The following is a 24,701-nucleotide window of genomic DNA, read 5'->3' on the forward strand; positions in this document are numbered from 1 at the left end:
TTCGCGAGCAGGCTCGCTCCCACAATGGGTCTATGTGAAGCGACTGACGTCTATGAGCCCTAAGAAGATTGATCTGCCAGCCAGGCTTCTCCATGGGCTGGTTCCGTGGCGTAACGCCATAACCTGGCGCATCGCCTTCTCCGGTGGTCTCGATTCCACCGTCCTGCTGCACGTTCTCGCACACCTCGCAAAAACCGAATCCTTGCCGGCGTTGACCGCCATTCACGTCCACCACGGCCTGCAGGCTGCGGCTGATGCGTGGCCGGAACATTGTCAGTCGGTCTGTGATGCGTTGGGTGTACCGCTGGAGGTTGTGCGTGTTCAGGTTGAGCGCGGCGCGAGCCTCGAGCGTGCGGCGCGGGATGCGCGTTACGGCGCCTTCATCGCGGCGACTCACGCCGGTGAAGTACTGCTCACAGGTCAGCACCGTGACGATCAAGCGGAAACCCTGTTGTTTCGGCTGATGCGCGGGGCAGGGGTGAGAGGTTTGTCGGGGATGCCGAGTGAGCGTCCTTTGGGGTGTGGGCATCTGCTGCGACCACTGCTTGATGTCACTCGCGCCGAGCTTGAGGCCTACGCCACTGAATATCAGCTGAACTGGATCGAAGATCCGTCGAATCAGGACCGGCAGTTCTCGCGCAATTACCTGCGTCATCAGGTGTTTCCCGTGTTGACCGCGCGCTGGCCGCAAGCAGTGGCGACCATGGCTCGCAGCGCTGCGCATCTGAGTGAGGCGCAGGGGTTGCTCGACGATCTGGCGCAAATTGATCTGGCCCAGGCCGGCACCGACAGTGATTTCGATTGGCTGGGGTTGCCGTCGCTGGAGCTGGCGCCCCTGGAAAAGCTCTCTGATGCACGCCAGCGCAATGCGCTGAGTCATTGGCTCAAACCGCTGACGTCTTTGCCGGACAGTGACCATTGGTCGGGTTGGCAGGATTTGCGCGATGCGACTGGCGATGCGCGTCCGGTCTGGCGATTGGCGGCGGGCGAACTGCATCGCGCTGGTGGGCGTCTCTGGTGGTTGTCAGGTGGATGGTTGCGCACTCCGCCATCCCCGGTGTCCTGGGCTGACCCCGCGGTATTGCTGGCGTTACCGGATAATGGCGTGCTCACACTCACCGGCCAGATCCCCGATGGCCCGTTGCAGATCCGCTATCGTGAGGGCGGCGAAGTCATGAATTTGCCCGATCGCGGTCACCGTGACTTGAAGCGTTTGCTCAACGAAAGGGGCGTGCCGGGCTTCGCCCGTGGCAGATTGCCGCTGGTCTACAGGGGCCAGCAATTGCTGGCGGTGGCGAACCTGCGGGGGCTGAATGGCAGTGAGCGCAGTGGCTGGTATTTGCATTGGCAGCCGCCGATCGAAGATCAAGGTTTGAGCTGAAAGGGGCTTTCCGGTAGACTACGCTCCCTTCTTGATACAACTTCTGTGGATTCGCCTGAATCGCAGCAGTTGCCGATTACCAAGCAGTCTTTGCTGGGCGATTCCAAAAAATGTGTAGCGAGCAACCTACCGGTGTTTCATCTTCCGGTCTGTCCCAACGCGGCGGTTTTTTTGAAAGGTGCACTGTGATTAATGCAGGTGATCGGGGGCTTCGGCCTTCCTTCGCTTTCCCCGGCGGCTCGGACCGCTTTAACGCAGACTTCTAGGGTTTTTCATGACGCGCTACATATTCGTCACGGGCGGTGTTGTTTCTTCATTGGGGAAAGGCATTGCCTCGGCTTCATTGGCGGCCATCCTGGAGGCGCGGGGACTTAAGGTCACCATGCTGAAGCTGGACCCGTACATCAACGTTGACCCGGGCACCATGAGCCCGTTCCAGCACGGTGAAGTGTTCGTCACCCACGACGGCGCCGAGACCGACCTGGACCTGGGCCACTACGAGCGGTTCATCCGCACGACCATGACCCAGAACAACAACTTCACCACTGGCCGTGTCTACGAACACGTCCTGCGCAAAGAGCGCCGTGGTGATTACCTGGGCGCAACCATTCAGGTGATCCCGCACATCACCGACGAAATCAAGCGCCGGATCATCAAGGGCGCTGGCGATGCCGACGTGGCCATGGTCGAGATCGGTGGCACCGTGGGTGACATCGAGTCGCAACCGTTCCTCGAGGCGATCCGTCAATTGCGTTTCGAAGTCGGCGCCAAGCGCGCGATGCTGATGCACCTGACACTGGTGCCGTACATCGCCACTGCCGGCGAAACCAAAACCAAGCCAACCCAGCACTCGGTCAAGGAACTGCGTTCCATTGGCCTGCAGCCTGACGTGCTGGTGTGCCGCTCCGATCACCCGATCGACATTTCTTCGCGTCGCAAGATCGCGCAGTTCACCAACGTTGAAGAGCGTGCGGTGATTGCGCTGGAAGACGCTGACACCATCTACAAGATCCCGGGCATTCTGCACTCCCAGGGCCTGGATGATTTCGTCGTCGAGCGTTTCGGCCTGCAATGCGACAGCGCCGATCTGTCCGAGTGGGAAGCGGTGGTTGATGCCAAGCTGAACCCGGAACACGAAGTCACCATCGCCATGGTCGGCAAGTACATGGAACTGCTGGACGCCTACAAGTCGCTGATCGAAGCGATGAGTCACGCCGGCATCAGCAACCGCACCAAGGTCAACCTGCGCTACATCGATTCCGAAGACATCGAAAACCAGGGCACCGCGCTGCTGGAAGGCGTCGACGCGATTCTGGTACCGGGCGGCTTCGGTCTGCGTGGTGTTGAAGGCAAGATCACTGCCGTTCAATACGCTCGCGAAAACAAGGTTCCATACCTGGGTATCTGCCTGGGCATGCAAGTGGCCGTTATCGAGTTCGCTCGTAACGTAATGGGCTGGAAAGATGCCAACTCCACTGAGTTCGATCGTACCAGCGGTCACCCGGTGGTGGGTCTGATCACCGAGTGGGAAGATGCCACCGGCGCCGTCGAAATCCGTACCGAATCGTCCGATCTGGGTGGCACCATGCGCCTTGGCGCTCAGGACTGCCTGCTTGAGCCAGGTTCCCTGGTGCACGATTGCTACGCCAAGGATGTGATCGTCGAGCGTCACCGTCATCGCTACGAAGTGAACAACAACCTGCTGCCGCAAATCATCGAGGCCGGCCTGAAAATCTCCGGTCGTTCCGGTGATGGCGCGCTGGTTGAAGTGGTTGAAGCACCGGATCACCCATGGTTCGTCGCTTGCCAGTTCCACCCAGAGTTCACCTCGACGCCACGCGACGGTCACCCGTTGTTCAGCGGTTTCGTTAAAGCCGCTTTGGCTCAACACCAGAAGAAGGCGTAATCCTGATGGCGCAGAAGATCATCCGCGTAGGCGATATCGAGATTGCCAACGACAAGCCAATGGTGCTGTTCGGTGGCATGAACGTGCTGGAAAGCCGTGACATGGCGATGCAGGTCTGCGAAGAGTACGTAAAGGTCACCGAAAAACTCGGTATCCCTTACGTGTTCAAGGCCAGTTTCGACAAGGCGAACCGTTCTTCTGTGACCTCTTACCGTGGCCCCGGGCTGGAAGAGGGCATGCGGATTTTCCAGGACATCAAGCAAGCCTTTGGCGTACCGATCATCACCGACGTCCACGAGCCTGATCAGGCCGCGGTCGTCGCTGAAGTCTGCGACATCATCCAGTTGCCGGCCTTCCTGTCGCGCCAGACCGACCTCGTGGTCGCGATGGCCAAGACCGGCGCGGTGATCAACATCAAGAAAGCCCAGTTCCTCGCGCCTCAGGAAATGAAACACATCCTGAACAAGTGCGTGGAAGCCGGTAACGATCAGTTGATTCTCTGCGAGCGTGGTTCGAGCTTCGGCTACAACAATCTCGTGGTCGACATGCTCGGCTTCGGCATCATGAAGCAGTTCGAATATCCGGTGTTCTTCGACGTGACCCACGCGTTGCAAATGCCCGGCGGTCGCTCCGATTCCGCCGGTGGTCGTCGTGCCCAGGTCACTGACCTGGCCAAGGCCGGCATGAGCCAGTCGCTGGCCGGGCTGTTCCTCGAAGCCCACCCGGACCCGGACAACGCCAAATGCGACGGCCCTTGCGCCCTGCGTCTGGACAAACTGGAGCCATTCCTGGCCCAGCTCAAAGCACTGGACGAACTGGTGAAGAGTTTTCCGACGGTAGAAACCGCGTAAACCTCAATTCTCCGGTAAAGTACCGCACAGTTTAAATGCTCAGGCCCTCGGGCTTGAGCCTTATCGTCCGCAAGCCTGCCCGCTGTCTGTCACTTGCCGACGATAAAAGATTTCCTTCAGCTGCGTCGTTTTCGTCAACTTTGGAGTGTTTACAACAATGGCAAAAATCGTCGACATCAAAGGTCGTGAAGTTCTCGACTCCCGTGGCAATCCCACTGTGGAAGCAGACGTGCTTCTCGATAACGGCATCATCGGCAGCGCATGCGCGCCATCCGGTGCTTCCACTGGCTCGCGTGAAGCGCTCGAGCTGCGTGATGGCGACAAGAGCCGTTATCTGGGTAAAGGCGTGCTCAAGGCCGTAGCCAACATCAACGGTCCGATCCGCGACCTGTTGCTGGGCAAAGACCCAAGCGACCAGAAAGCGCTGGATCACGCGATGATCAAGCTCGATGGCACTGAGAACAAAGCGACCCTGGGCGCCAACGCGATCCTCGCCGTTTCCCTGGCCGCGGCCAAGGCAGCAGCACAGGACCAGGACCTGCCGCTGTACGCTCACATTGCCAACCTGAACGGTACCCCGGGTGTTTACTCGATGCCGGTTCCGATGATGAACATCATCAACGGTGGCGAGCACGCCGATAACAACGTCGACATCCAGGAATTCATGGTTCAGCCGGTTGGCGCCAAGTCTTTCTCGGAAGGTCTGCGCATGGGCACCGAGATTTTCCATCACCTCAAAGCCGTTCTGAAGGCCCGTGGCCTGAGCACTGCCGTCGGTGATGAAGGTGGTTTTGCGCCGAACCTGGCTTCCAACGAAGACGCTTTGAAAGTGATCTCCGAAGCCGTGGCCAACGCCGGTTACAAGCTGGGCACCGACGTGACCCTGGCCCTGGACTGCGCGGCCAGCGAATTCTATGAAGATGGCAAGTACAACCTGTCCGGCGAAGGCCAGGTGTTCACTGCTGAAGGTTTCGCCGACTACCTGAAAGGTCTGACCGAGCGTTACCCGATCATCTCCATCGAAGACGGTCTGGACGAGTCCGACTGGGCTGGCTGGAAAATCCTCACCGACAAGATTGGCGAGAAGACTCAGCTGGTAGGCGACGACCTGTTCGTGACCAACACCAAGATCCTGAAAGAAGGCATCGACAAAAAGATCGCCAACTCGATCCTGATCAAGTTCAACCAGATCGGCACCCTGACCGAAACCCTGGAAGCCATCCAGATGGCCAAGGCCGCTGGTTACACCGCCGTGATCTCGCACCGCTCCGGCGAAACCGAAGATTCGACCATTGCCGACCTGGCCGTGGGCACCTCGGCTGGCCAGATCAAGACCGGTTCGCTGTGCCGTTCCGACCGCGTTTCCAAGTACAACCAACTGCTGCGTATCGAAGAGCAGTTGAATGGCAAAGCCAAGTACAACGGCCGCAGCGAATTCCGCGGCTGAGTGGTAAACGATAAAAAGACACCGGATTGTGTCGGAAAAATCGCGACAGCGACGGATTTGCCACTAATCTGATGCCTTAAGAGCACAAGCCTGGTTCTTCCAGGCTTCGTGCTATCAGAAGCTTCAAAGTTTGGCATGGCTGTCTTTTTTCACTGGATACCTGATATTCGATGCGCAGTCCCAATTGGTTGTTCCTCGTCTTGCTCTTGCTGCTGGCCGGCCTGCAGTATCGCCTGTGGGTGGGTAATGGCAGTCTGGCGCAAGTGGCCGAGCTGAAGCAGCAGATTGCGGATCAACACGCCGAGAACGAGGCGTTGCTGGAGCGCAATCGGGTGATGGACGCCGAAGTCAGTGAGTTGAAAAAGGGCATGGAGACCGTTGAAGAACGGGCTCGCCATGAGTTGGGCATGGTCAAGGATGGTGAAACCCTTTACCAGTTGGCCCAATGATTGAGTCGTTACCGGCCTTCTGGGCCGTGATTCCTGCCGCGGGCGTCGGTGCCCGTATGGCCGCGGACCGTCCCAAGCAATACTTGCAACTGGGCGGGCGCACTATTCTCGAACACAGCCTTGGCTGTTTCCTCGATCATCCTGCCCTGAAGGGGTTGGTGGTCAGTCTTGCCATCGACGATCCTTACTGGCCGAATCTGGCCTGTGCTGCCGATCCGCGTATTCAGCGGGTTGAAGGCGGCGCCGAGCGTTCCGGATCAGTGCTCAACGCCTTGCTGCATCTGCATGCCCAGGGCGCTGACGATGAGGATTGGGTGTTGGTTCACGATGCCGCGCGACCGAATCTGGCGCGCCATGATCTTGATAAATTGCTCAGTGAACTGGCTGACGACCCGGTGGGCGGCCTATTGGCGGTGCCTGCGCGCGACACCCTCAAACGGGTCGACAAGCACGGGCGTGTGCTGGAAACAGTGGATCGCAGTGTGATCTGGCAGGCTTATACACCGCAGATGTTTCGCCTTGGAGCATTGCATCGGGCGTTGGCGGACAGCCTGGTGGCGGATGCTGTCATCACCGATGAAGCCTCGGCGATGGAGTGGGCAGGTATGGCACCCCGTTTGATCGAAGGTCGATCCGACAACATCAAAGTCACTCGCCCCGAAGACCTTGAGTGGTTGCGCCAGCGCTGGGCGAACCGCCGTTAAAAGATCGCCGCCTATGCAGGCTGTGATCTTTTCTCTTAAACCCGATATTCCGGCCGTTCGGCCAACCCTTCCTTCAAATAATCCACTAACTTGCGTACTTTCGGTGACAGATGCCGCTGCTGTGGATAAAGCGCCCAAACCGCTGTGTTCGGCGGTTGGTGGGCTTCCAGCAGCGAGATCAATTCGCCGTTTTTCAGGTGCTCCAGCACGTAGTAATCCGGCAGCTGACACAATCCAACCCCTTGTAGCGCGGCATCCAGCACCGCCTGCCCACTGTTGCAGCGCCAGTTTCCCTGTACTCGCTGGGAAAATTCCCGCCCGTTCTGTTCCAGTTGCCAGATATCCGAGCTGCCGATGAGGCAGTTATGGCGACTCAGTTCCGACAAACTGTGTGGGCGACCATACCGTTCCAAGTAGGACGGCGAGGCGCACAGATACATGCGCCGTGGTGCCAAACGAGTCGCGACCAATCTTGAATCCTGCAGGCGGCCGAGGCGGATGGCCAGGTCCAGCCCTTCGTGCACCAGATCGAGCGGGCGGTTGCTCAGTTCGATGTCGACACGCAGTTGCGGATACAGCCCCATGAAACGAGTCACCAGCGGCACAATGAATCGTTCGCCGTAGGCCACGGCACAGGTCATGCGCAGCATGCCCTTGGGTTCGCTGGTCAGGTCGCCGACAGCGCGCAACGCTTCTTCGCGGCCGTCCTGCAACCGTTGGCAATGTTGCAGAAAGGTTTGCCCGGCTTCGGTCAGCGTGACCCGGCGGGTGCTGCGATAGAGCAAGCGGGTTTGCAGTCGCTCTTCCAGTCGTACGATTTGGCGACTGATGTGGGAGGAAGACACCCCAAGGCGTTCAGCCGCGGCGGTGAATTGGTTGCACTCTGCGACGGCGACGAACTCGTCGATGCCTTCCCAGCGGTTTTCGGACATCAGGATTATCCCTGCATGGCAATAATGTTTTGCTTTTGTCCCGATTATTCATCGTATGCCGCTGTATTACACTCCCTGTCTCGTTTTTATTCACTGGAGAGTCAGCATGATCAAGTCGCGCGCCGCCGTTGCCTTCGAGGCCAAGAAGCCCCTCGAGATCGTTGAAGTCGATGTCGCCATGCCCAAGGCGGGCGAAGTCCTGCTGCGCGTCGTCGCTTCCGGTGTCTGCCATACCGATGCCTACACCCTCTCGGGCGCGGACCCGGAAGGTATCTTTCCGTCGATCCTGGGCCACGAAGGTGGCGCGGTGGTCGAAGCGATCGGCGAGGGTGTGACCTCGGTTGCGGTGGGCGATCATGTGATCCCGCTGTACACCCCGGAATGTGGCAAGTGCAAATTCTGTCTGTCGGGCAAAACCAACCTCTGCCAGGCGATTCGTGCAACCCAGGGTAAAGGCCTGATGCCGGACGGCACTTCGCGCTTCTCCTACAAGGGCGAAACGATTTTCCACTACATGGGCACCTCGACGTTTTCCGAGTACACCGTGCTGCCGGAAATCTCTGTCGCCAAAATTCCTAAAGAAGCACCGCTGGAAAAAGTCTGCCTGCTGGGCTGTGGCGTCACCACCGGCATCGGTGCGGTGATCAACACTGCCAAGGTCAAACCGGGTGACACCGTTGCCATCTTCGGCCTGGGTGGCATCGGACTGTCTGCCGTGATCGGCGCGGTCAAAGCCAAGGCTGGCCGGATCATCGCCATTGACATCAACCCGGCCAAGTTCGAAATCGCCAGGCAATTGGGCGCCACGGACTGCGTGAATCCGAAAGACTTCGATCGTCCGATTCAGGAAGTGATCGTCGACATGACCGATGGCGGCGTCGACTTCTCGTTCGAATGCATCGGCAACGTGCAGTTGATGCGTGCCGCACTTGAGTGCTGCCACAAAGGTTGGGGCGAGTCGGTCATCATCGGTGTGGCCGGCGCAGGCCAGGAAATCTCCACCCGTCCATTCCAGTTGGTCACCGGTCGCGTCTGGCGCGGTTCGGCGTTCGGTGGCGTGCGTGGCCGTACCGAGTTGCCAAGCTATGTCGAAATGGCCCAGACCGGCGAGATCCCGCTGGATACCTTCATCACCCACACCATGGGCCTGGAAGATATCAACAAGGCGTTTGACTTGATGCATGAAGGCAAAAGCATCCGTAGCGTCATTCATTTCTGAGGTCGCTTATGAGCCTGGAAAATATCTCCTGCCAGAAAAGCTTCGGCGGCTGGCACAAGCGCTACCGGCACCGCTCCGACGTGCTCGGTTGCGACATGGTGTTTGCCGTGTACCTGCCGCCGCAAGCGGAGCAGGGCGGTAAACTACCAGTGTTGTACTGGTTGTCTGGCCTGACCTGTACCGACGAGAACTTCATGCAGAAGGCCGGTGCCATGCGCATGGCTGCCGAGCTGGGGCTGATTATCGTCGCACCGGACACCAGCCCACGCGGTCCCGAAGTGCCGGGCGATCCGGATGGTGCCTGGGACTTCGGTCTCGGTGCCGGTTTTTATCTGAATGCCACGCAGGAACCGTGGTCGCGGCACTATCGGATGCATGACTATGTCGTGCAGGAATTGCCGGCATTGGTTGAGGCGCATTTCCCGGCATCGGAAAAGCGTGGCATCAGCGGTCACTCCATGGGTGGTCACGGTGCGCTGGTCTGCGCCTTGCGCAATCCGGGGCGTTACCAGTCGGTGTCGGCGTTCTCGCCGATCAACAATCCGATCGATTGCCCATGGGGGCAGAAAGCCTTTTCCCGCTACTTGGGTGAAGACCGGTCGAAATGGCGCGAGTGGGATGCCTGTGCATTGATCGCCGAAGCCGACGAGAAACTGCCGCTGCTGGTGGATCAGGGTGATCGCGACGATTTCCTCGCCACCCAGCTCAAGCCAGAAGCCCTGCAACAGGCGGCGAAACTTGCCGGTCATCCGCTGACGTTGCGTTTGCAACCCGGCTACGACCACAGTTATTTCTTCATCGCCAGTTTCATCGACGATCACTTGCAGCATCACGCGCGCGCTCTAAGCGCCTAATGTCTGACAAAGCAGGTAGAATCACGCCCTGACAAAAATCGGGGCGTTTTTTTATGCGTATTGGCCACGGCTATGATGTGCACCGTTTCGGTGAAGGCGATTTCATCACGCTGGGCGGTGTGCGGATTGCACACAGCTTCGGGCTGCTTGCCCATTCCGACGGTGATGTCCTGCTGCACGCCTTGAGCGATGCGTTGCTCGGCGCTGCCGCGCTGGGTGATATCGGCAAGCATTTTCCGGACACCGATCCGCAATTCAAGGGCGCCGACAGCCGCGCGCTGTTGCGTCATGTCGTCGCACTGATCCACGCCAAGGGCTGGAAAGTCGGCAACGTCGATAACACCATCGTCGCCCAGGCCCCGAAAATGGCCCCGCATATCGAATCGATGCGCGCGCTGATTGCCGCGGATCTTCAAGTTGAGTTGGATCAAGTGAACGTGAAAGCTACCACCACCGAAAAGCTTGGCTTTGTCGGTCGCGAAGAAGGTATTGCCGTGCACTCCGTTGCCTTGTTGCTGCGCGCATGAACGAGGCGCAATTGCTCGGCCCACGGGCCTACGGTGACGCTCTCGGCAGCGCGGTGCTGAAAGCCACGGCGGAAGATTTCCAGGTTGATGAAGTCCTCGATATTCCCCTGAGCGGCGACGGCGAACACCTATGGATCTGGGTGGAAAAGCGCGGTCTGAATACCGAAGAAGCGGCACGGCGGATTGCCAAGGCTGCGGGCGTGCCATTGCGTACCGTCAGCTACGCGGGCCTCAAGGACCGTCAGGCGTTGACTCGCCAGTGGTTCAGCGTGCAACTGCCCGGCAAGGCTGATCCGGATCTGTCGGCAGCGGAAAACGACACGCTGAAGATTCTCAAGACCGGTCGGCACAGACGCAAGCTGCAACGCGGTGCCCATTCGGCCAACGGCTTCACGTTGCGCCTGACTCAATTCGCTGGCGACAAGGCCGCGATCGAAGAGCGTCTGCAACTGATCGCCAGGCAAGGTATTCCCAATTATTTCGGCGCCCAGCGTTTCGGGCATGACGGCGGCAACGTCGTCGACGCCCGTGCCTGGGCTGCGCGCAAAGCCCTGCCGGAACAACGCAATGTGCGTTCGCGCCTGCTCTCCACTGCGCGTAGCTTTCTGTTTAATCAGGTGCTGGCGGCACGCGTCGCCGATGGTACCTGGCAGCGTGCTCAGGTCGGCGATCTGCTGGCGTTCACTGACAGCCGCAGTTTCTTCCCGGCAGGTGAAGCCGAGTGCAGTGACCCGCGTCTGGCGATTCTCGACTTGCACCCGACCGGTCCGCAGTGGGGCGAAGGTGACTCGCCGGCGTCGGGGGCTGTCCATGAACTGGAGCAGGCAATCGCCGCGCGCGAAGCGGATCTGCGCGATTGGTTGATTAACGCCGGTATGAGCCACGAACGTCGCATCCTGCGGCTGCCCATTGGCGGGTTGACGTGGCATTATCCCGAGCCTGACATTCTGCAACTGGAATTCGTCCTCCCGGCCGGATGCTTCGCCACCGTATTGGTGCGTGAACTCGTCGATCTGGTGCCGGTGGGGCAGACGGACAGCCCATGCGTATTCTGATTTCTAACGACGATGGGGTAACCGCACCCGGTCTCGCCGCGCTTTATGCTGCGCTGGCGGATTACACCGAATGCGTGGTTATCGCCCCGGACCAGGACAAAAGCGGCGCCAGCAGCTCGCTGACGCTCGACCGTCCGTTGCACCCGCATACCTTGGCCAATGGCTTTATCAGCCTCAACGGTACGCCTACCGATTGCGTGCACCTGGGCCTTAACGGCTTGCTGGAGTTTGAACCGGACATGGTGGTTTCCGGTATTAACCTGGGTGCGAACCTGGGGGACGACGTGCTGTATTCCGGTACTGTGGCGGCGGCCCTTGAGGGACGTTTCCTGGAGCGTCCTTCGTTTGCCTTTTCGTTTGTCTCACGGCAAGTGGAGAACCTTCCCACGGCGGCCTATTTTGCGCGCAAACTGGTAGAGGCCCACGCGGACCTCGATCTGCCACCGCGCACGGTACTGAACGTGAACATTCCCAACTTGCCGCTGGAGCATATCCGCGGTATCCAGCTGACCCGCCTGGGCCATCGCGCCCGCGCCGCTGCGCCGATAAAAGTGGTCGATCCGCGTGGTAAATCCGGTTACTGGATCGCTGCGGCGGGTGACGCCGAAGATGGCGGCCCGGGCACTGATTTCCATGCGGTGATGCAAGGCTATGTTTCAATCACGCCACTGCAACTGGATCGCACCTTTAATGATGCCTTCAGAAGTCTCGATGGCTGGCTGGAGGGGCTGCGCTAATGGCTCGTGAACAAGACGATATTCTGCACCGCGGCATCGGGATGACCTCCCAGCGGACCCGTGAGCGTCTGATTCAGCGCCTCTATGAAGAAGGGGTGTCCAACGCCAAGGTGCTGGAAGTCATCCGCCGCACACCGCGTCACCTGTTCGTCGATGAGGCGCTGGCCCACCGCGCTTATGAAGATACGGCGCTACCGATTGGCCATAACCAGACCATCTCCCAGCCTTATATGGTGGCGCGCATGAGCGAGCTGCTGCTGGAAGCCGGCCCGTTGGACAAGGTGCTGGAAATCGGTACTGGTTCGGGTTACCAGACAGCGGTGCTGTCGCAACTGGTCGAGCGGGTTTTTTCCGTCGAGCGCATCAAGGTTCTGCAAGATCGAGCCAAGGAGCGCCTGGTGGAGCTGAACCTGCGCAATGTGGTATTTCGCTGGGGCGATGGCTGGGAAGGCTGGCCGGCGCTGGCGCCGTACAACGGTATCATTGTGACCGCCGTGGCCACCGACGTGCCTCAGGCGCTGCTCGATCAATTGGCACCGGGCGGGCGATTGGTGATTCCGGTCGGTTCTGGTGAAGTTCAACAATTGATGCTGATCATCCGTGAAGAACAGGGCTTTTCCAGGCGTGTTCTGGGGGCAGTGCGCTTTGTGCCACTACTCAACGGGCCGCTGGCCTGAGCATTTGTTTCAACGTGCTGAATTCTCTTCGATTGCCCGGGTCTTACAGCGGCATCGATGGGTTAAACAGAATTCATCATCAGGCAGCAAACGTGTGCGTGAAGCGAATCCGCTTCATTAAAGGTAAAGCCTGTTCGGCCCGTTATACTTGCGACATTTCGTGCCGAAACACGGCAATTCATATTTTCAGCCACCACAAAGGGAGCGGCGGGTGAGTCTCACAGTCGTTGCGCAGCGAATGGGTATAACGAGCTTTCAGCGTCTGGTGACTGGTCTTGTCTTGAGTACCTTGCTGGTCGGTTGCTCCAGCACCAAATCGAGTAGCGCGGGAGTTGTCGATCGCAACAACGCGGTCGCCCAGCGTCCGGCCGTAACCACCGGCCAGTACATTGTTCGACCCAAGGACACGTTGTTTTCCATCGCCTTTCGCTACGGCTGGGACTACAAAGCCCTCGCGGCAAGGAACAACATTCCTACGCCTTACACGATCCATCCGGGTCAGACGATTCGCTTCGACGGTCGCAATGATTCAACGCCGGCAGCGGTGGTGAGTTCGTCCAGTTCCTCGCCTTCGTCGTCGAGCAAAACCACGGTAATTCGGCGTCAGGCAAATGGCACAACGACCAGTACAACGGTGCTCGCACCGTCCGTCGCCAGCAAACCGGCACCCGCTCCACTGCCTCCTGCCGGTCCGGCCCCGACGGGCTGGGGGTGGCCTTCTAATGGCATTCTGATTGGAAAATTCTCTTCAAACGGTAGTTTGAATAAAGGAATTGATATCGCCGGAGATTTGGGACAGCCTGTTTTAGCTGCGTCTGATGGGACGGTGGTATACGCCGGGAGTGGCTTAAGGGGCTACGGCGAATTAGTCATCATCAAACACAGCGATACCTACGTCAGTGCCTACGGTCACAACCGCAGGCTGTTGGTTCGGGAGGGGCAGCAGGTCAAAGTCGGACAGACAATTGCCGAAATGGGGTCAACGGGTACAGACCGGGTGAAACTGCATTTTGAGATTCGCCGACAAGGTAAACCTGTAGATCCGCTGCAGTTCCTGCCACGTCGTTGATTTGTTAGCCAAGCCTGTTCCGTCACGTAGAGGGAACAGGCTCCAGCGTTGCCAGGGATCAAGGCGCCGCTTGAGCTTGAGGTCGAACTCACCAAAGGACTATAACAATGGCTCTCAGTAAAGAAGTGCCGGAGTTTGACATCGACGATGAGGTTCTCCTTATGGAGACCGGCATCGCAATGGATTCGATGTCGAATGATGAAGGGGATGCACCACCTTCCGTTCGTGCCAAATCCAGACACTCCGCTTCGTTAAAGCAACACAAGTACATCGACTACACCCGGGCACTCGATGCCACGCAGCTGTACCTCAATGAAATCGGCTTTTCCCCATTGCTCTCCCCGGAAGAAGAAGTTCATTTTGCACGCCTGTCGCAAAGTGGTGATCCGGCCGGACGCAAGCGCATGATTGAAAGCAACCTGCGGCTGGTGGTGAAAATCGCCCGGCGTTACGTCAATCGTGGGCTGTCGCTGCTGGACCTGATCGAAGAGGGTAACCTCGGCCTGATCCGGGCAGTGGAAAAGTTCGATCCAGAACGCGGCTTCCGCTTTTCGACCTACGCCACCTGGTGGATTCGTCAGACCATCGAACGCGCGATCATGAATCAGACCCGGACCATCCGGCTACCTATTCATGTGGTCAAAGAGCTCAACGTGTACTTGCGGGCTGCACGGGAGCTGACTCAAAAGCTCGACCATGAACCCTCACCCGAAGAAATTGCCAACCTGCTGGAGAAACCGGTAGGCGAGGTCAAGCGCATGCTTGGCCTGAACGAGCGGGTTTCTTCGGTCGACGTCTCGCTGGGTCCGGATTCGGATAAAACCCTGCTGGACACCCTGACCGACGACCGCCCGACCGATCCATGTGAACTGTTGCAGGATGACGACCTGTCGCAGAGCATCGATCAATGGCTTTCGGAGCTGACCGACAAGCAACGCGAGGTGGTCGTACGCCGCTTCGGCTTGCGAGGTCACGAGAGCAGTACGCTTGAAGATGTCGGCCTGGAAATCGGCCTTACCCGGGAGCGGGTCAGGCAAATCCAGGTTGAAGGCCTCAAGCGTCTTCGGGAGATTCTCGAGAAAAACGGCCTGTCGAGTGAGTCGCTGTTCCAATAAGCCATTCGCTCAACCGTCAACCAAAAGCCCCGACTGGTTCGGGGCTTTTTGTTGTCGGCAAGATGAGAGAGGCGCGTTGGTATTGGCGCCACCTCAGGTTTGTAGTCTCGTGGTGTAAGTCTTTGCTTACTCTTTCGTAAGTGTTCATTATTTTTACACCCTGGTAGTTGTCTATTCGAAGGATGCTGTATTTATAAGTTATTGATTTATATGATTATTTTATTGAGTTAACAGCATATTACAGATGATTTCAGTCATGGAGGCCGATTGCTCTTGGTGGGGAATCCTCTAGTATTTGAACTGTGTCGACGGATAGACACGCCCTTCAAGGAAGAGGGGAACGGACATCGCAGGATGCGATTCATCAGGACGATGAAAAGGAACACATGGAATAGGGAAAAAATGTGGGCGGGTCAAACCGCCCCTTTTTTTGCCTGCAGAAAAGCAAAAAGGCCCGCAAGGGGCCTTTTCGGGAACGCGAGGGAAATCAGCGTTCGAGGTGTTCGATCTTGCCTGGCTTGCCATCCCATTCAGCGGAATCGGGCAATGGATCTTTCCGTTCAGTGATGTTTGGCCATACCTCGGCCAATTCCATGTTCAGCTGAATGAAGTTTTCCATGCCGGCGGGAACTTCATCTTCAGAGAAGATGGCCACGGCAGGGCATTCTGGTTCGCACAGTGCGCAGTCGATGCACTCATCCGGGTGAATCACCAGGAAGTTCGGGCCTTCGTAAAAGCAGTCCACCGGACAGACTTCTACGCAGTCGGTGTACTTGCACTTGATGCAGTTGTCGGTGACGACGAAGGTCATTTCTAATTTTCTCCTCAGGCGGCGGCAGCGGAGCCCCTTCAGGACGGGGTCGCCAGGTTCGGGAGCGATAGTCTGCAGGCCAGGCTATGAGCCTGCAGCATCCCAAACCGCGCGAGATTCTAACAGCTTGCAGGCAAGTGCGTTAGATCCGTGTCTTTAATGTATAGAGCATTTCCAAAGCCCTGCGTGGTGTCAGGTCATCCAGATCAAGTTTGGCCAGTTCATCCAGCACCGGATGCGGCAGGCTGGCGAACATGTCGCTCTGTTGCGGCGCAACGGATTTGCCTTTGGCCGGCGTCGGCACTTCATGGGGCAGCGCCGTGGATTCCAGCCGGCTCAAGTGTTCACGGGCACGCACGATCACTTCGCTCGGCACCCCGGCCAACTGTGCAACCGCCAGGCCATAGCTCTGGCTGGCAGGCCCAGGCAGCACGTGGTGCAGGAACACGATGCGTTCGTTGTGCTCGGTGGCATTGAGGTGCACGTTGGCTACTAGCGGCTGGGCTTCCGGCAGCACCGTCAGCTCGAAATAGTGAGTGGCGAACAGTGTATAGGCCCGCAGTTGTGCCAGACGCTCGGCCGCGGCCCACGCCAGGGACAGGCCGTCGAAGGTGCTGGTACCGCGACCGACTTCGTCCATCAGCACCAGGCTGCGCTCGGTGGCGTTGTGCAGGATGTTCGCGGTTTCGCTCATTTCGACCATGAAGGTCGAACGCCCGCCCGCCAGGTCGTCGCTGGAACCGATCCGGGTGAAGATCCGGTCGACCAGGGACAATTCGCAACTGGCCGCCGGCACGAAGCTACCGATGTGCGCCAGCAGCACGATCAACGCGGTCTGGCGCATGTAGGTGGATTTACCGCCCATGTTCGGACCGGTGATCACCAGCATGCGGGTGCTGTCATCGAGGCTCAGGTCGTTGGCCACGAATGGTGTGGTGAGTACTTGCTCGACCACCGGGTGACGACCCTGGCTGATGCGCATGCATGGCTCGCTGACGAAGCGCGGGCAGTTCAGGTCCAGATTCAGTGCACGCTCGGCGAGGTTGCTCAGTACGTCCAGTTCGGCCAGTGCGGCGGCTGTGTCTTGCAGGGGCGGCAACTGGGCGATCAGGTCTTCGAGCAGTGCTTCGTAGAGCATCTTCTCGCGCGCCAGGGCGCGGCTCTTGGCTGACAGCGCCTTGTCTTCGAACGCTTTCAGTTCCGGGGTGATGAAGCGCTCGGCACCCTTGAGGGTCTGGCGACGGATATAGTCTGCCGGTGCCGATTCGGCCTGCTTGCTCGGCAACTCAATGAAGTAACCGTGAATGCGGTTGTAACCCACTTTCAGGTTGGCCAGGCCGGTGCGGGCCTTCTCCCGGGCTTCCAGATCGATCAGGAACTGCCCGGCGTTTTCGCTGAGCGATTGCAGCTCGTCGAGTTCGCTGTCGTAACCGGTTTTCAACACGCCGCCGTCACGGATCACCGCTGGCGGGTTGTCGATGATGGCTTTTTCCAGCAGCGCCGCGAGTTCTGGATAGGTGCTGGTGGTCGTCGCCAATTGCATGATGTGCGGAGCTTCAAGCTCGGCCATCGCCACCTGCAACTCTGGCAGTGCGCCGAGGGCATCGCGCAGACGCGCCAAGTCACGAGGGCGGGCATTACGCAGGCCGATCCGCGCCAGAATCCGCTCGATGTCACCGATTTCCTTGAGCTGCGGCTGCAGTTTCTCGAAACGATAACGGTCCAGCAGGCAGGTGATCGACGTCTGGCGTGCCAGTAGTACCGTCAAATCCCGCAGCGGACGGTTCAGCCAGCGGGTCAGCAAACGGCTGCCCATGGCGGTCTGGCAGCGGTCGACCACCGATTGCAACGTGTTGTCGCGACCACCGGCCAGGTTGGTATCCAGTTCCAGGTTGCGCCGGCTGGCGCCGTCCAGCACCACGGTGTCGTCCAGGCGTTCATGACGCAGGCTGCGCAAGTGAGGCAGGGCAGTGCGCTGGGTTTCCTTGGCGTAACTGAGCAGGCAGCCAGCAGCGCCGATGGCCAGGGTCAGGTTCTCGCAGCCGAAACCTTTCAGGTCCTGGGTGGAGAACTGCTGGCAAAGACTTTTCAACGCCGAGTCGCGCTCGAAATCCCACGGCGCACGGCGACGAACCCCACGGCGTTTTTCCGCCGGCAAATCCTTCGGCCAGTCATCCGGGATCATCAGCTCAACCGGGTTGACCCGCTCCAGTTCCGCCAGCAGGTTTTCCCAGCCCTTGATCTCCAGCACCGTGAAGTTGCCGCTGGTGATGTCCAGCACCGCCAGACCGAACAGACGCTCGTCCCCCAGCACCGCTGCGATCAGGTTGTCCCGACGCTCATCCAGCAGCGCTTCATCGCTGACCGTGCCGGGCGTGATGATCCGCACCACCTGACGATCCACCGGCCCTTTGCTGGTGGCCGGGTCGCCGACCTGCTCGCAGATCACCACCGATTCGCCAAGCTTCACCAGTTTCGCCAGGTAACCTTCCGCAGCGTGGTAAGGAATCCCACACATCGGAATCGCCTGACCCGCCGATTGCCCACGAGCCGTCAGGGTGATGTCCAGCAGCTTGGCGGCCTTCTTCGCGTCTTCATAGAAGATCTCGTAGAAGTCGCCCATGCGATAGAACATCAGCTGGTCGGGGTGCTGGTTCTTCAGGCGCCAGTATTGCTGCATCATTGGCGTGTGGGAGGACAGATCGGAGACGGCTTTATTCATCGGATATAGGCAAATTCGTTGAAAGGTGTGGGGCAAAGGAGGGGCATCGGCCCGGCTTTTCCGCGATGGGCGCAAGGTTACCATGGGCGGTCCGCCCGACGCAGGCATGAAAGCCTCAAGGCTATTTTTCGTGGGTCTATGCACAAATTATGCAATTTGGCATTTGTCTTCCGAAAAAAGATCAAGCACTATTCGCGTTATGCAAAAACGCAATGTTTCTACCGTCTTAAGAGCGCTGCTCGATCAGCACGGGATCTCCCCCACGGAGCTTCACCGTCGCACCGGCGTGCCTCAATCCACTCTCTCGCGCATCCTCAGCGGGAAAATCGTCGATCCTTCGGATAAACATATCTCGAAGATTGCCGAATACTTTGCTGTGAGCACCGATCAATTGCGGGGCCGCGCGGATGTCGCGCCGGCCGCCAGCGCCGGGCGCGATCAATTGCATTCGGAACTCAAGGACATAAGCCTGTGGGACGACGATACGCCTGTCGATGACGACGAGGTGTCTGTCCCCTTTCTTCGCGAGGTTGAATTGGCTGCTGGATCAGGAAGATTCGTCATCGAAGAGAGCGAGCGCTCTAGCCTGCGCTTCGGCAAGCGTAGCTTGCGCCACAACGGTGTGCAGTTCGACCAGGCCAAATGCGTGACCGTGCGTGGCAACAGCATGTTGCCGGTACTGCGCGACGGCGCCACGGTGGGGGTGAATGCCGGTAAATGCGGGATTGGCGACATCATCGACGGCGACCTGTACGCCATCAACCACAACGGCCAGTTACGGGTGAAACAGCTTTATCGCCTGCCGACCGGGATTCGCCTGCGCAGCTTCAATCGCGATGAGCATCCGGACGAGGACTACAGCTTCCAGGAAATCCAGGAAGAGCAAATCGTCATCCTTGGTCACGTCTTCTGGTGGGGCATGTACGCCCGCTAACCTCACCGCTGTCAGATAAAACCCGTCGCCCGACGGGTTTTTTTTCGCCTGCCGAAAACCGCCAACGCCTTTGTCTGTGGGGCTTTCATGCGTCTGTGCATTTTAAGCGCATAAATAAATGCATTTATGCATTGACTGTATATGCATCCATGCATATTCTTTGTCTCAAGCCGCTCAACAAAGCGGCTCGAAACGAAGCTCTTTAGTTCCATCACAAAGGCAGCGATGAACCGGCCTCAACGGTTCAGAGGGTTGGCAACTGACCCGGGTGTGCAGCGTAAAGCACCAGAAGCAGTTATCCGGCGGGCAGGGACCGCGGTCGGAAAAACAATTTGAATGGACTCGTACCGCGCCAGTAGCGCCGAAAAGTCAGCTTCCTTTTTGACACAGGATTAAAGGAAGGCGAAGGAGCGCATTACTGAAAAGCCCGGAATGCTCCGGGCTTTTTGGAATGCCTACCTCAAGAGACATCGATTGAATCCAACACACATCACTCATCAATTACCCCAGGAGGCGGGACATGACAAACGAGCAACAAGCGTTGCTGGACATGCCGATCTGGCTCGTCATCCTCCTCGCCGTAGCGGGCGGGGTGTCCGGCGAAATGTGGCGCGCCGACAAGGAGGGCGCCCGTGGCTGGTCACTGCTGCGGCGCCTGGCCTTGCGGTCCGGGGCCTGCATGATCTGTGGCGTCTCGGCGATCATGCTGTTGTACGCCGCGGGCCTGTCGATCTGGGCCGCCGGCGCCTTTGGCTGCCTGACGGCGATGGCCGGGGCGGACGTGGCCATCGGACTTTACGAACGTTGGGCCGCCAAGCGGATTGGCGTTTGTGAAGTGCCACCGCGCGATTCTCACCCGGATCAACAGTGAACCGGCGTCGCTGATCTTCGTATTGCCATAGGAATAGGAGGCCATTGATGCCCGCTGTCATCGAAAAACCGTCGCAGCTGTTTTCTGCCATTGCCGAGACGTTGCGTATCGCCATTCCCGGCTTGAAGGTCGGGAGTCATCAAGACTTTGATGGCACTGTCGATTTGCCCTGGGTGTTGATCGCCATCGAACGCGATGCGCCGGGCATCCGTGCCAACGACGGACGTATCGCTCATGTCCTGACGGTTTCCTTGCAAGCCGTGTTGCCCGGCGCAGGGTTGGCGGCGTGCGATCTGGCCAGTGAGTTGAAAAGTCTGGTCGTCGATAACCGCTGGAAACTGCCGGGCGAGCAATGCGATCTGCCGATGAACATTGATGGCATCCCGTCCACGTTCATCAGCGATGCACGGGAGTACACCGCCTGGACCGTTTCATTTACCCAAACCCTGTACCTCGGCCCGACGCTGCTCGAAGACCCGTTGGGCATCCCGAAATTTGCCCGTACCTGGGAGGTGTCGAACATCGACGACCCGGGTCAATACACCGCACTCGAGGGCTGACCCATGTTTGATGCGCTGTTACGTATGCAACTGGGGCCGATCATCGAGCGTTTGGCCGAGATGGAAACCGAGCTCGAAGACTTGCACCGGCGTGCTGACAGTTTCTGTCGCATCGGCGTGTGTCAGGAAGTCGATGCGGCCAGCAATACCTGCAAGGTCCGTCATGGGGAACTGCTCACCCCGGCGATCCGGTTTTTCAACCCAAGCGCCGGGGCACAGAGCGAGTCGCGGATTCCTTCCGTGGGTGAGCAGTGTTTGCTGCTGAACCACGGCGGTGGCGAGGGCGGCGGGCAGTCGGTGGCGTTGTTCGGTCTCAACGGCGGTCAGTTCCCGCCCGTCTCGACACAGGCATCGTTGACGCGTCGCCTTTATCAGGACGGCACGGAAAACGGTTACGACCACGCCAGTCATGTCCTGCACTGGAAGAACGGCCCGGCGGCGTTCACCGGTTCCCGTGAATCCCTCGAGTTGAACATCGGCCCGGCGAGGCTGGCGATGAGGCCTGAGGCCATCGAATTGCAACTGGGCGCCGTCGGCCTGCGGCTCGACGCTTCCGGTGTGCATCTGAGCGGCCCGTTGGTGGATCACCAGGGTCGCGTCATCAGTACTGCATAAAGAGCTTCCCATGATCGGAATCGATAGAAACACCGGCGCAACGGTCGACGACTGGCTGCAGTTCGTGCAGCGCGCCACCCGGGCGCTGACCACGCCGTTGGGCACGCGTCAGAAGCGCCCTTTGTATGGTTGCGCACTCACTGAGTTGCTGGGGCAGAACCTCGGCGACGACCTGCTGATTCTCGCCCAGAGCCATGCCGCCCAAGCGTTTTACAACAAGTACAACGGCATCGACGATTTCGAGCCGCAGGTCATTGTGGCCAGCCGCTACGGTGCCGGGTTGTTGTTGCGTTTCGCCGGCACCTGGAAAAACCGCCAACAGACCTTCGAGGTGGTGGCATGAGTATGTTGATACCTGGCCAGAACCAGTTGGCCGAACCGGCAATCGTCACGGTCGAAGCGTTCGAGGATCTGCTCGCGGAGTTCAAGACCTTCGTTGTCGAGTACGTCGGCGCCCGTTCCCCCGAGAGCGCGGCCAAGCTTGCGGTCAGCCTGGAAAACGAAAGCGAGTTGCTGACCCTGGCACTTGAGGCGTTTTGTGTACGGTTGCAAACCCATGAACGCAAATACAACGCCCGTATCAAGCAGATGCTGGCGTGGTGGGCCACTGGGACCAACCTCGATGCGCGCCTCGCGGACATGGGGCTTGAGCGCCAGTTGCTGGACCCGGGCGACCCGGCGGCGTTCCCGCCGATCAATCCGGTCTACGAGAGCGACGACGACGCCCGGTTGCGTTATTACCTGGCGCCCCATGCACCGGCGGCCGGCTCACGCATGCAGTATCGGCGCGAGATCTTCACCCTTGGCGAACGGCCTGCCGTGAAGGTGGAAACCACCGCGGCGGGTGTGGTGACGGTCACTTACACCTTCGACCCGGACGGCTATGTCGCGCAGGTCAAGGACGGCAACGGGCGCCGGACCGCGCCAGGCGAAGTCACGGTTACGGTGCTTTCCCGAGAGGGCGATGGCACGCCGTCCGAAGCGCTGCTTGACGGTGTTCGCCAGCATTTCGCCCGGCCTGATGTCCGGCCCGAAACGGACCTGGTCACCGTGCAGGGCGCGCAAATCAAGAACTACAAAATCCGGGTGATCGCGAAGATCAACCCGGGCCCCGATTCAGGGCTGACCAAGGTTGCCGCGCAACAGCAGCTGCAGGCGTATGCCGATGCCTGTCATCGCCTGGAAGGGCGAGTGGACCCGAGCTGGATCGACTACACGCTGCACAGCGCCGGGGCGGTTCAACTGCAAATCCTTGAGCCGGTAGCGCCGATTGTGACGAGCGCTTTTCAAGCGCCGTATTGCACGGGCGTCGAGGTCGAGGTGGATACGTTATGAGTGACGACACACCTCGCCCGAGCCTGTTGCCGGCCAACAGCTCACCGCTGGAAAGGGCGCTTGATCTCGGTTTCGCCCGGTTGCTTGAGCGCATCGACCGGCCGTTCCCCGAACTGATGAACCCCGCCAAAACACCGCTGGCGTTCCTGCCGTACCTGGGCGCGGATCGCGGGGTCAGCGAATGGAGCACCGAGGCGACCGAGGCGGAAAAACGCCTGACGGTGGAACTGGCCTGGCCCACCGCACGGCAGGCCGGGACGCGAAAAGCACTGGAAAACGCGGCCAAGGGATTGCAATTGATGCCTGAGGTGCGCGCCTGGTACGAACAAACACCACCCGGCCCGCCTTACAGCTTTTCCGTCAGGGCCTTCACCGAACAGCCCTACAGCGAAGAAATCGACGCCCGTCTCGACCGACGCCTGGCCGATGCCAAAAGCGAACGCGACACCTTGAAGGTTTCCGTCGGCTTGAGCGCATTCGGCAGTCATGTCATCGGCGCCGCCACCGTATGCGGCGAGCTGACCACGGTTTATCCGATCGTCATCGAAGGGCTTGAAGCCTCGGGTCAGGCCTTCATGGCCGCTGGGCTCTACACCGTCGAAACCTCCACTATTTATCCTCAGGGGTCCTAAATGGCCGACTATTACACCCTGCTCACCAATGCGGGGATCGCCTACGAAACCGCCTGCAAGGCAGCGGGCACACCGATCAAGCTGTCGCAGATTTCCGTCGGCGACGGCGGCGGCGCGGTTTACAACCCGGCCGCGACCGCCACGGCACTGAAACGCGAAGTGTGGCGCGGGCCACTCAATGCACTGTTCCAGGATGAGAAGAATCCGAGCTGGTTGCTGGCTGAAGTGACTATCCCGCCTGAAGTGGGCGGCTGGTATGTGCGTGAGGCTGGGATCTGGACTGATACCGGGATCCTTTACGCCATCGTCAAGTATCCGGAATCGTTCAAGCCGGTGCTGGCGACTTCGGGCTCGGGGAAAGAGTTCTACATTCGTTCGATTTTCGAGACCAGTAATGCGGCGTTGGTGACGTTGTTGATTGACGACACGGTGGTAAAAGCCACTCGTGCGTGGGTTATGAGTTACCTCGCCGAAGAGCTCGGCAAACTCGACGGCAAGCAATCGGTGCGGGTTGCCGCCACGGCTAACGTGGTGTTGAACGGTGCTCAGCAGATTGATGGTGTTGCATTGGTCGCGGGTGATCGTGTGCTATTGCCTTATCAGACGTTGGCCAAAGATAGCGGCATCTGGGTTGTGTCCAATAACGGTTGGTCGCGGGCCTTAGATGCCAATACCAGCGCCAAGGTATCGCCCGGCCTGACGGTCATGGTCGAAGAAGGGGTCGCGAATGGCGACTCTCTGTGGCACCTGACAACCAACGGCCCCATCACTCTGGGTACTACCGCACTGACCTTCGAAATGCTCGTGGGCAGGACAGGCATTCAGCCTGGTAGCTATCGGGGGCTGACCGTTGATAAGTACGGTCGGGCCATTGCGGGGGACAACCCGACCACGGTGGCAGGTTACGGACTGACAGACGTTTACACCAAGGCGCAGGTCGAGGCGTTTGCACTTGGCGTGGCGGGTGATCGTGTGGGGGAGGTCACGCACTTCGCCATGGCAACGCCGCCTGCCGGCTTTTTGAAACGCAATGGGGCAGCTGTATCGCGAACGACCTATGCCGCGCTGTTTGCCAGGATCGGCACACTGTACGGGGCGGGGGATGGTTCTACGACGTTCAACCTGCCGGACTCTCGTGCTCATTTCGATCGAGGGTTCGATGACGGGCGAAACGTCGATTCGGGTCGTATTCTCGGCAGCGCCCAGACGAGTCAGAACGCCGCTCACGTGCACACCGGCAGTGCGGCCGTAGCCGGGAGTCATACACACTCGATTTGGATAAACCTGGATCGTGGGCC

At 59.1% G+C, this 24,701-nt stretch carries 24 protein-coding genes and 1 pseudogene; 22 read left to right on the forward strand and 3 right to left on the reverse strand.

Annotated elements, in window-relative coordinates; genetic code table 11:
* Positions 1 to 52 precede the first annotated feature (52 nt).
* The 6 genes from tilS (at position 53) to ispD (ending at position 6,738) form a co-directional block, all read left to right on the forward strand.
* Positions 53 to 1,381 carry a tRNA lysidine(34) synthetase TilS gene (gene tilS / locus AC07V0_RS07690; protein WP_086944760.1) on the forward strand — a complete coding sequence of 443 codons (1,329 nt, stop codon included), beginning with the start codon at positions 53 to 55 and terminating at the stop codon, positions 1,379 to 1,381.
* 274 nt (positions 1,382 to 1,655) lie between these two features.
* A complete protein-coding gene (gene pyrG, locus AC07V0_RS07695) occupies positions 1,656 to 3,287 on the forward strand; it encodes a CTP synthase (RefSeq protein WP_026286489.1) in 1,632 nt (543 codons plus the stop codon).
* Between the two features lie 5 nt (positions 3,288 to 3,292).
* Complete coding sequence (kdsA, locus tag AC07V0_RS07700; RefSeq protein WP_015093773.1) at positions 3,293 to 4,138, forward strand: 3-deoxy-8-phosphooctulonate synthase; 846 nt, start codon at positions 3,293 to 3,295, stop codon at positions 4,136 to 4,138.
* Between the two features lie 157 nt (positions 4,139 to 4,295).
* Positions 4,296 to 5,585, forward strand: coding sequence for a phosphopyruvate hydratase (gene eno / locus AC07V0_RS07705; protein WP_007940523.1), 1,290 nt, complete (start codon positions 4,296 to 4,298; stop codon positions 5,583 to 5,585).
* 170 nt (positions 5,586 to 5,755) lie between these two features.
* Positions 5,756 to 6,034 carry a cell division protein FtsB gene (gene ftsB, locus AC07V0_RS07710; RefSeq protein WP_007907178.1) on the forward strand — a complete coding sequence of 93 codons (279 nt, stop codon included), beginning with the start codon at positions 5,756 to 5,758 and terminating at the stop codon, positions 6,032 to 6,034.
* Positions 6,031 to 6,738, forward strand: coding sequence for a 2-C-methyl-D-erythritol 4-phosphate cytidylyltransferase (gene ispD / locus AC07V0_RS07715; RefSeq protein WP_086944761.1), 708 nt, complete (start codon positions 6,031 to 6,033; stop codon positions 6,736 to 6,738). Before ftsB ends, ispD begins: the two co-directional genes overlap by 4 nt.
* Positions 6,739 to 6,773: 35 nt before the next feature.
* On the opposite strand, the gene AC07V0_RS07720 is transcribed toward ispD, so the two are convergent.
* Positions 6,774 to 7,670, reverse strand: a complete 897-nt coding sequence (locus tag AC07V0_RS07720; protein ID WP_018927003.1) for a LysR substrate-binding domain-containing protein — start codon at positions 7,668 to 7,670, stop codon at positions 6,774 to 6,776.
* A gap of 106 nt (positions 7,671 to 7,776) precedes the next feature.
* Between AC07V0_RS07720 and AC07V0_RS07725 the strand changes: the two genes are divergently transcribed.
* The 8 genes from AC07V0_RS07725 (at position 7,777) to rpoS (ending at position 14,923) form a co-directional block, all read left to right on the forward strand.
* On the forward strand, positions 7,777 to 8,889 hold the full coding sequence (locus AC07V0_RS07725) for an S-(hydroxymethyl)glutathione dehydrogenase/class III alcohol dehydrogenase (RefSeq protein WP_018927002.1): 1,113 nt from the start codon (positions 7,777 to 7,779) through the stop codon (positions 8,887 to 8,889).
* A gap of 8 nt (positions 8,890 to 8,897) precedes the next feature.
* Entirely contained in the window at positions 8,898 to 9,743 is an 846-nt protein-coding gene (gene fghA / locus AC07V0_RS07730; RefSeq protein WP_064620040.1) for an S-formylglutathione hydrolase, read from the forward strand.
* 53 nt (positions 9,744 to 9,796) lie between these two features.
* Positions 9,797 to 10,270, forward strand: coding sequence for a 2-C-methyl-D-erythritol 2,4-cyclodiphosphate synthase (gene ispF, locus AC07V0_RS07735; RefSeq protein WP_018927000.1), 474 nt, complete (start codon positions 9,797 to 9,799; stop codon positions 10,268 to 10,270).
* Positions 10,267 to 11,325: a tRNA pseudouridine(13) synthase TruD gene (gene truD, locus AC07V0_RS07740; protein WP_018926999.1), complete on the forward strand. Its 1,059-nt coding sequence runs from the start codon at positions 10,267 to 10,269 to the stop codon at positions 11,323 to 11,325. The genes ispF and truD overlap by 4 nt, the downstream gene beginning before the upstream one ends.
* Entirely contained in the window at positions 11,313 to 12,062 is a 750-nt protein-coding gene (gene surE / locus AC07V0_RS07745) for a 5'/3'-nucleotidase SurE (RefSeq protein WP_018926998.1), read from the forward strand. The genes truD and surE overlap by 13 nt, the downstream gene beginning before the upstream one ends.
* 41 nt (positions 12,063 to 12,103) lie before the next feature.
* On the forward strand, positions 12,104 to 12,739 hold the full coding sequence (locus AC07V0_RS07750) for a protein-L-isoaspartate(D-aspartate) O-methyltransferase (RefSeq protein WP_173861137.1): 636 nt from the start codon (positions 12,104 to 12,106) through the stop codon (positions 12,737 to 12,739).
* 211 nt (positions 12,740 to 12,950) lie between these two features.
* Positions 12,951 to 13,808: a peptidoglycan DD-metalloendopeptidase family protein gene (locus AC07V0_RS07755; RefSeq protein WP_026286488.1), complete on the forward strand. Its 858-nt coding sequence runs from the start codon at positions 12,951 to 12,953 to the stop codon at positions 13,806 to 13,808.
* 107 nt (positions 13,809 to 13,915) lie between these two features.
* A complete protein-coding gene (gene rpoS, locus AC07V0_RS07760; protein ID WP_007940534.1) occupies positions 13,916 to 14,923 on the forward strand; it encodes an RNA polymerase sigma factor RpoS in 1,008 nt (335 codons plus the stop codon).
* 487 nt (positions 14,924 to 15,410) lie between these two features.
* Here the strand turns inward: rpoS and fdxA are convergent, their stop codons facing one another.
* Together fdxA and mutS are read right to left on the reverse strand one after the other, a co-directional pair.
* Positions 15,411 to 15,734 (reverse strand): ferredoxin FdxA, encoded by a 324-nt coding sequence (fdxA, locus tag AC07V0_RS07765; RefSeq protein WP_007940535.1) that lies wholly within the window; start codon positions 15,732 to 15,734, stop codon positions 15,411 to 15,413.
* 142 nt (positions 15,735 to 15,876) lie between these two features.
* Positions 15,877 to 18,456 carry a DNA mismatch repair protein MutS gene (mutS, locus tag AC07V0_RS07770; RefSeq protein WP_026286487.1) on the reverse strand — a complete coding sequence of 860 codons (2,580 nt, stop codon included), beginning with the start codon at positions 18,454 to 18,456 and terminating at the stop codon, positions 15,877 to 15,879.
* 199 nt (positions 18,457 to 18,655) lie between these two features.
* Between mutS and AC07V0_RS07775 the strand changes: the two genes are divergently transcribed.
* From AC07V0_RS07775 to AC07V0_RS07810, 8 genes and pseudogenes are all read left to right on the forward strand, one after another.
* Positions 18,656 to 19,390: an XRE family transcriptional regulator gene (locus AC07V0_RS07775; RefSeq protein ID WP_026331839.1), complete on the forward strand. Its 735-nt coding sequence runs from the start codon at positions 18,656 to 18,658 to the stop codon at positions 19,388 to 19,390.
* A gap of 520 nt (positions 19,391 to 19,910) precedes the next feature.
* Positions 19,911 to 20,261 (forward strand): phage holin family protein, encoded by a 351-nt coding sequence (locus AC07V0_RS07780; protein ID WP_064620035.1) that lies wholly within the window; start codon positions 19,911 to 19,913, stop codon positions 20,259 to 20,261.
* A gap of 47 nt (positions 20,262 to 20,308) precedes the next feature.
* On the forward strand, positions 20,309 to 20,821 hold the full coding sequence (locus AC07V0_RS07785; protein ID WP_086944763.1) for a hypothetical protein: 513 nt from the start codon (positions 20,309 to 20,311) through the stop codon (positions 20,819 to 20,821).
* Between the two features lie 3 nt (positions 20,822 to 20,824).
* Entirely contained in the window at positions 20,825 to 21,436 is a 612-nt protein-coding gene (locus AC07V0_RS07790) for a phage baseplate assembly protein V (RefSeq protein ID WP_086944764.1), read from the forward strand.
* A 10-nt stretch (positions 21,437 to 21,446) separates the two neighbouring features.
* Positions 21,447 to 21,779, forward strand: coding sequence for a phage baseplate protein (locus AC07V0_RS07795; protein WP_018926989.1), 333 nt, complete (start codon positions 21,447 to 21,449; stop codon positions 21,777 to 21,779).
* Entirely contained in the window at positions 21,776 to 22,771 is a 996-nt protein-coding gene (locus tag AC07V0_RS07800) for a baseplate J/gp47 family protein (RefSeq protein ID WP_086944765.1), read from the forward strand. Before AC07V0_RS07795 ends, AC07V0_RS07800 begins: the two co-directional genes overlap by 4 nt.
* Positions 22,768 to 23,403 carry a phage tail protein I gene (locus tag AC07V0_RS07805; protein WP_086944766.1) on the forward strand — a complete coding sequence of 212 codons (636 nt, stop codon included), beginning with the start codon at positions 22,768 to 22,770 and terminating at the stop codon, positions 23,401 to 23,403. Before AC07V0_RS07800 ends, AC07V0_RS07805 begins: the two co-directional genes overlap by 4 nt.
* A pseudogene (locus AC07V0_RS07810) lies at positions 23,404 to 24,615 on the forward strand (phage tail-collar fiber domain-containing protein); the annotation flags it as partial.
* Positions 24,616 to 24,701 lie beyond the last annotated feature (86 nt).

It is taken from the genome of Pseudomonas sp. GW821-FHT01E10 (genome assembly GCF_059422365.1).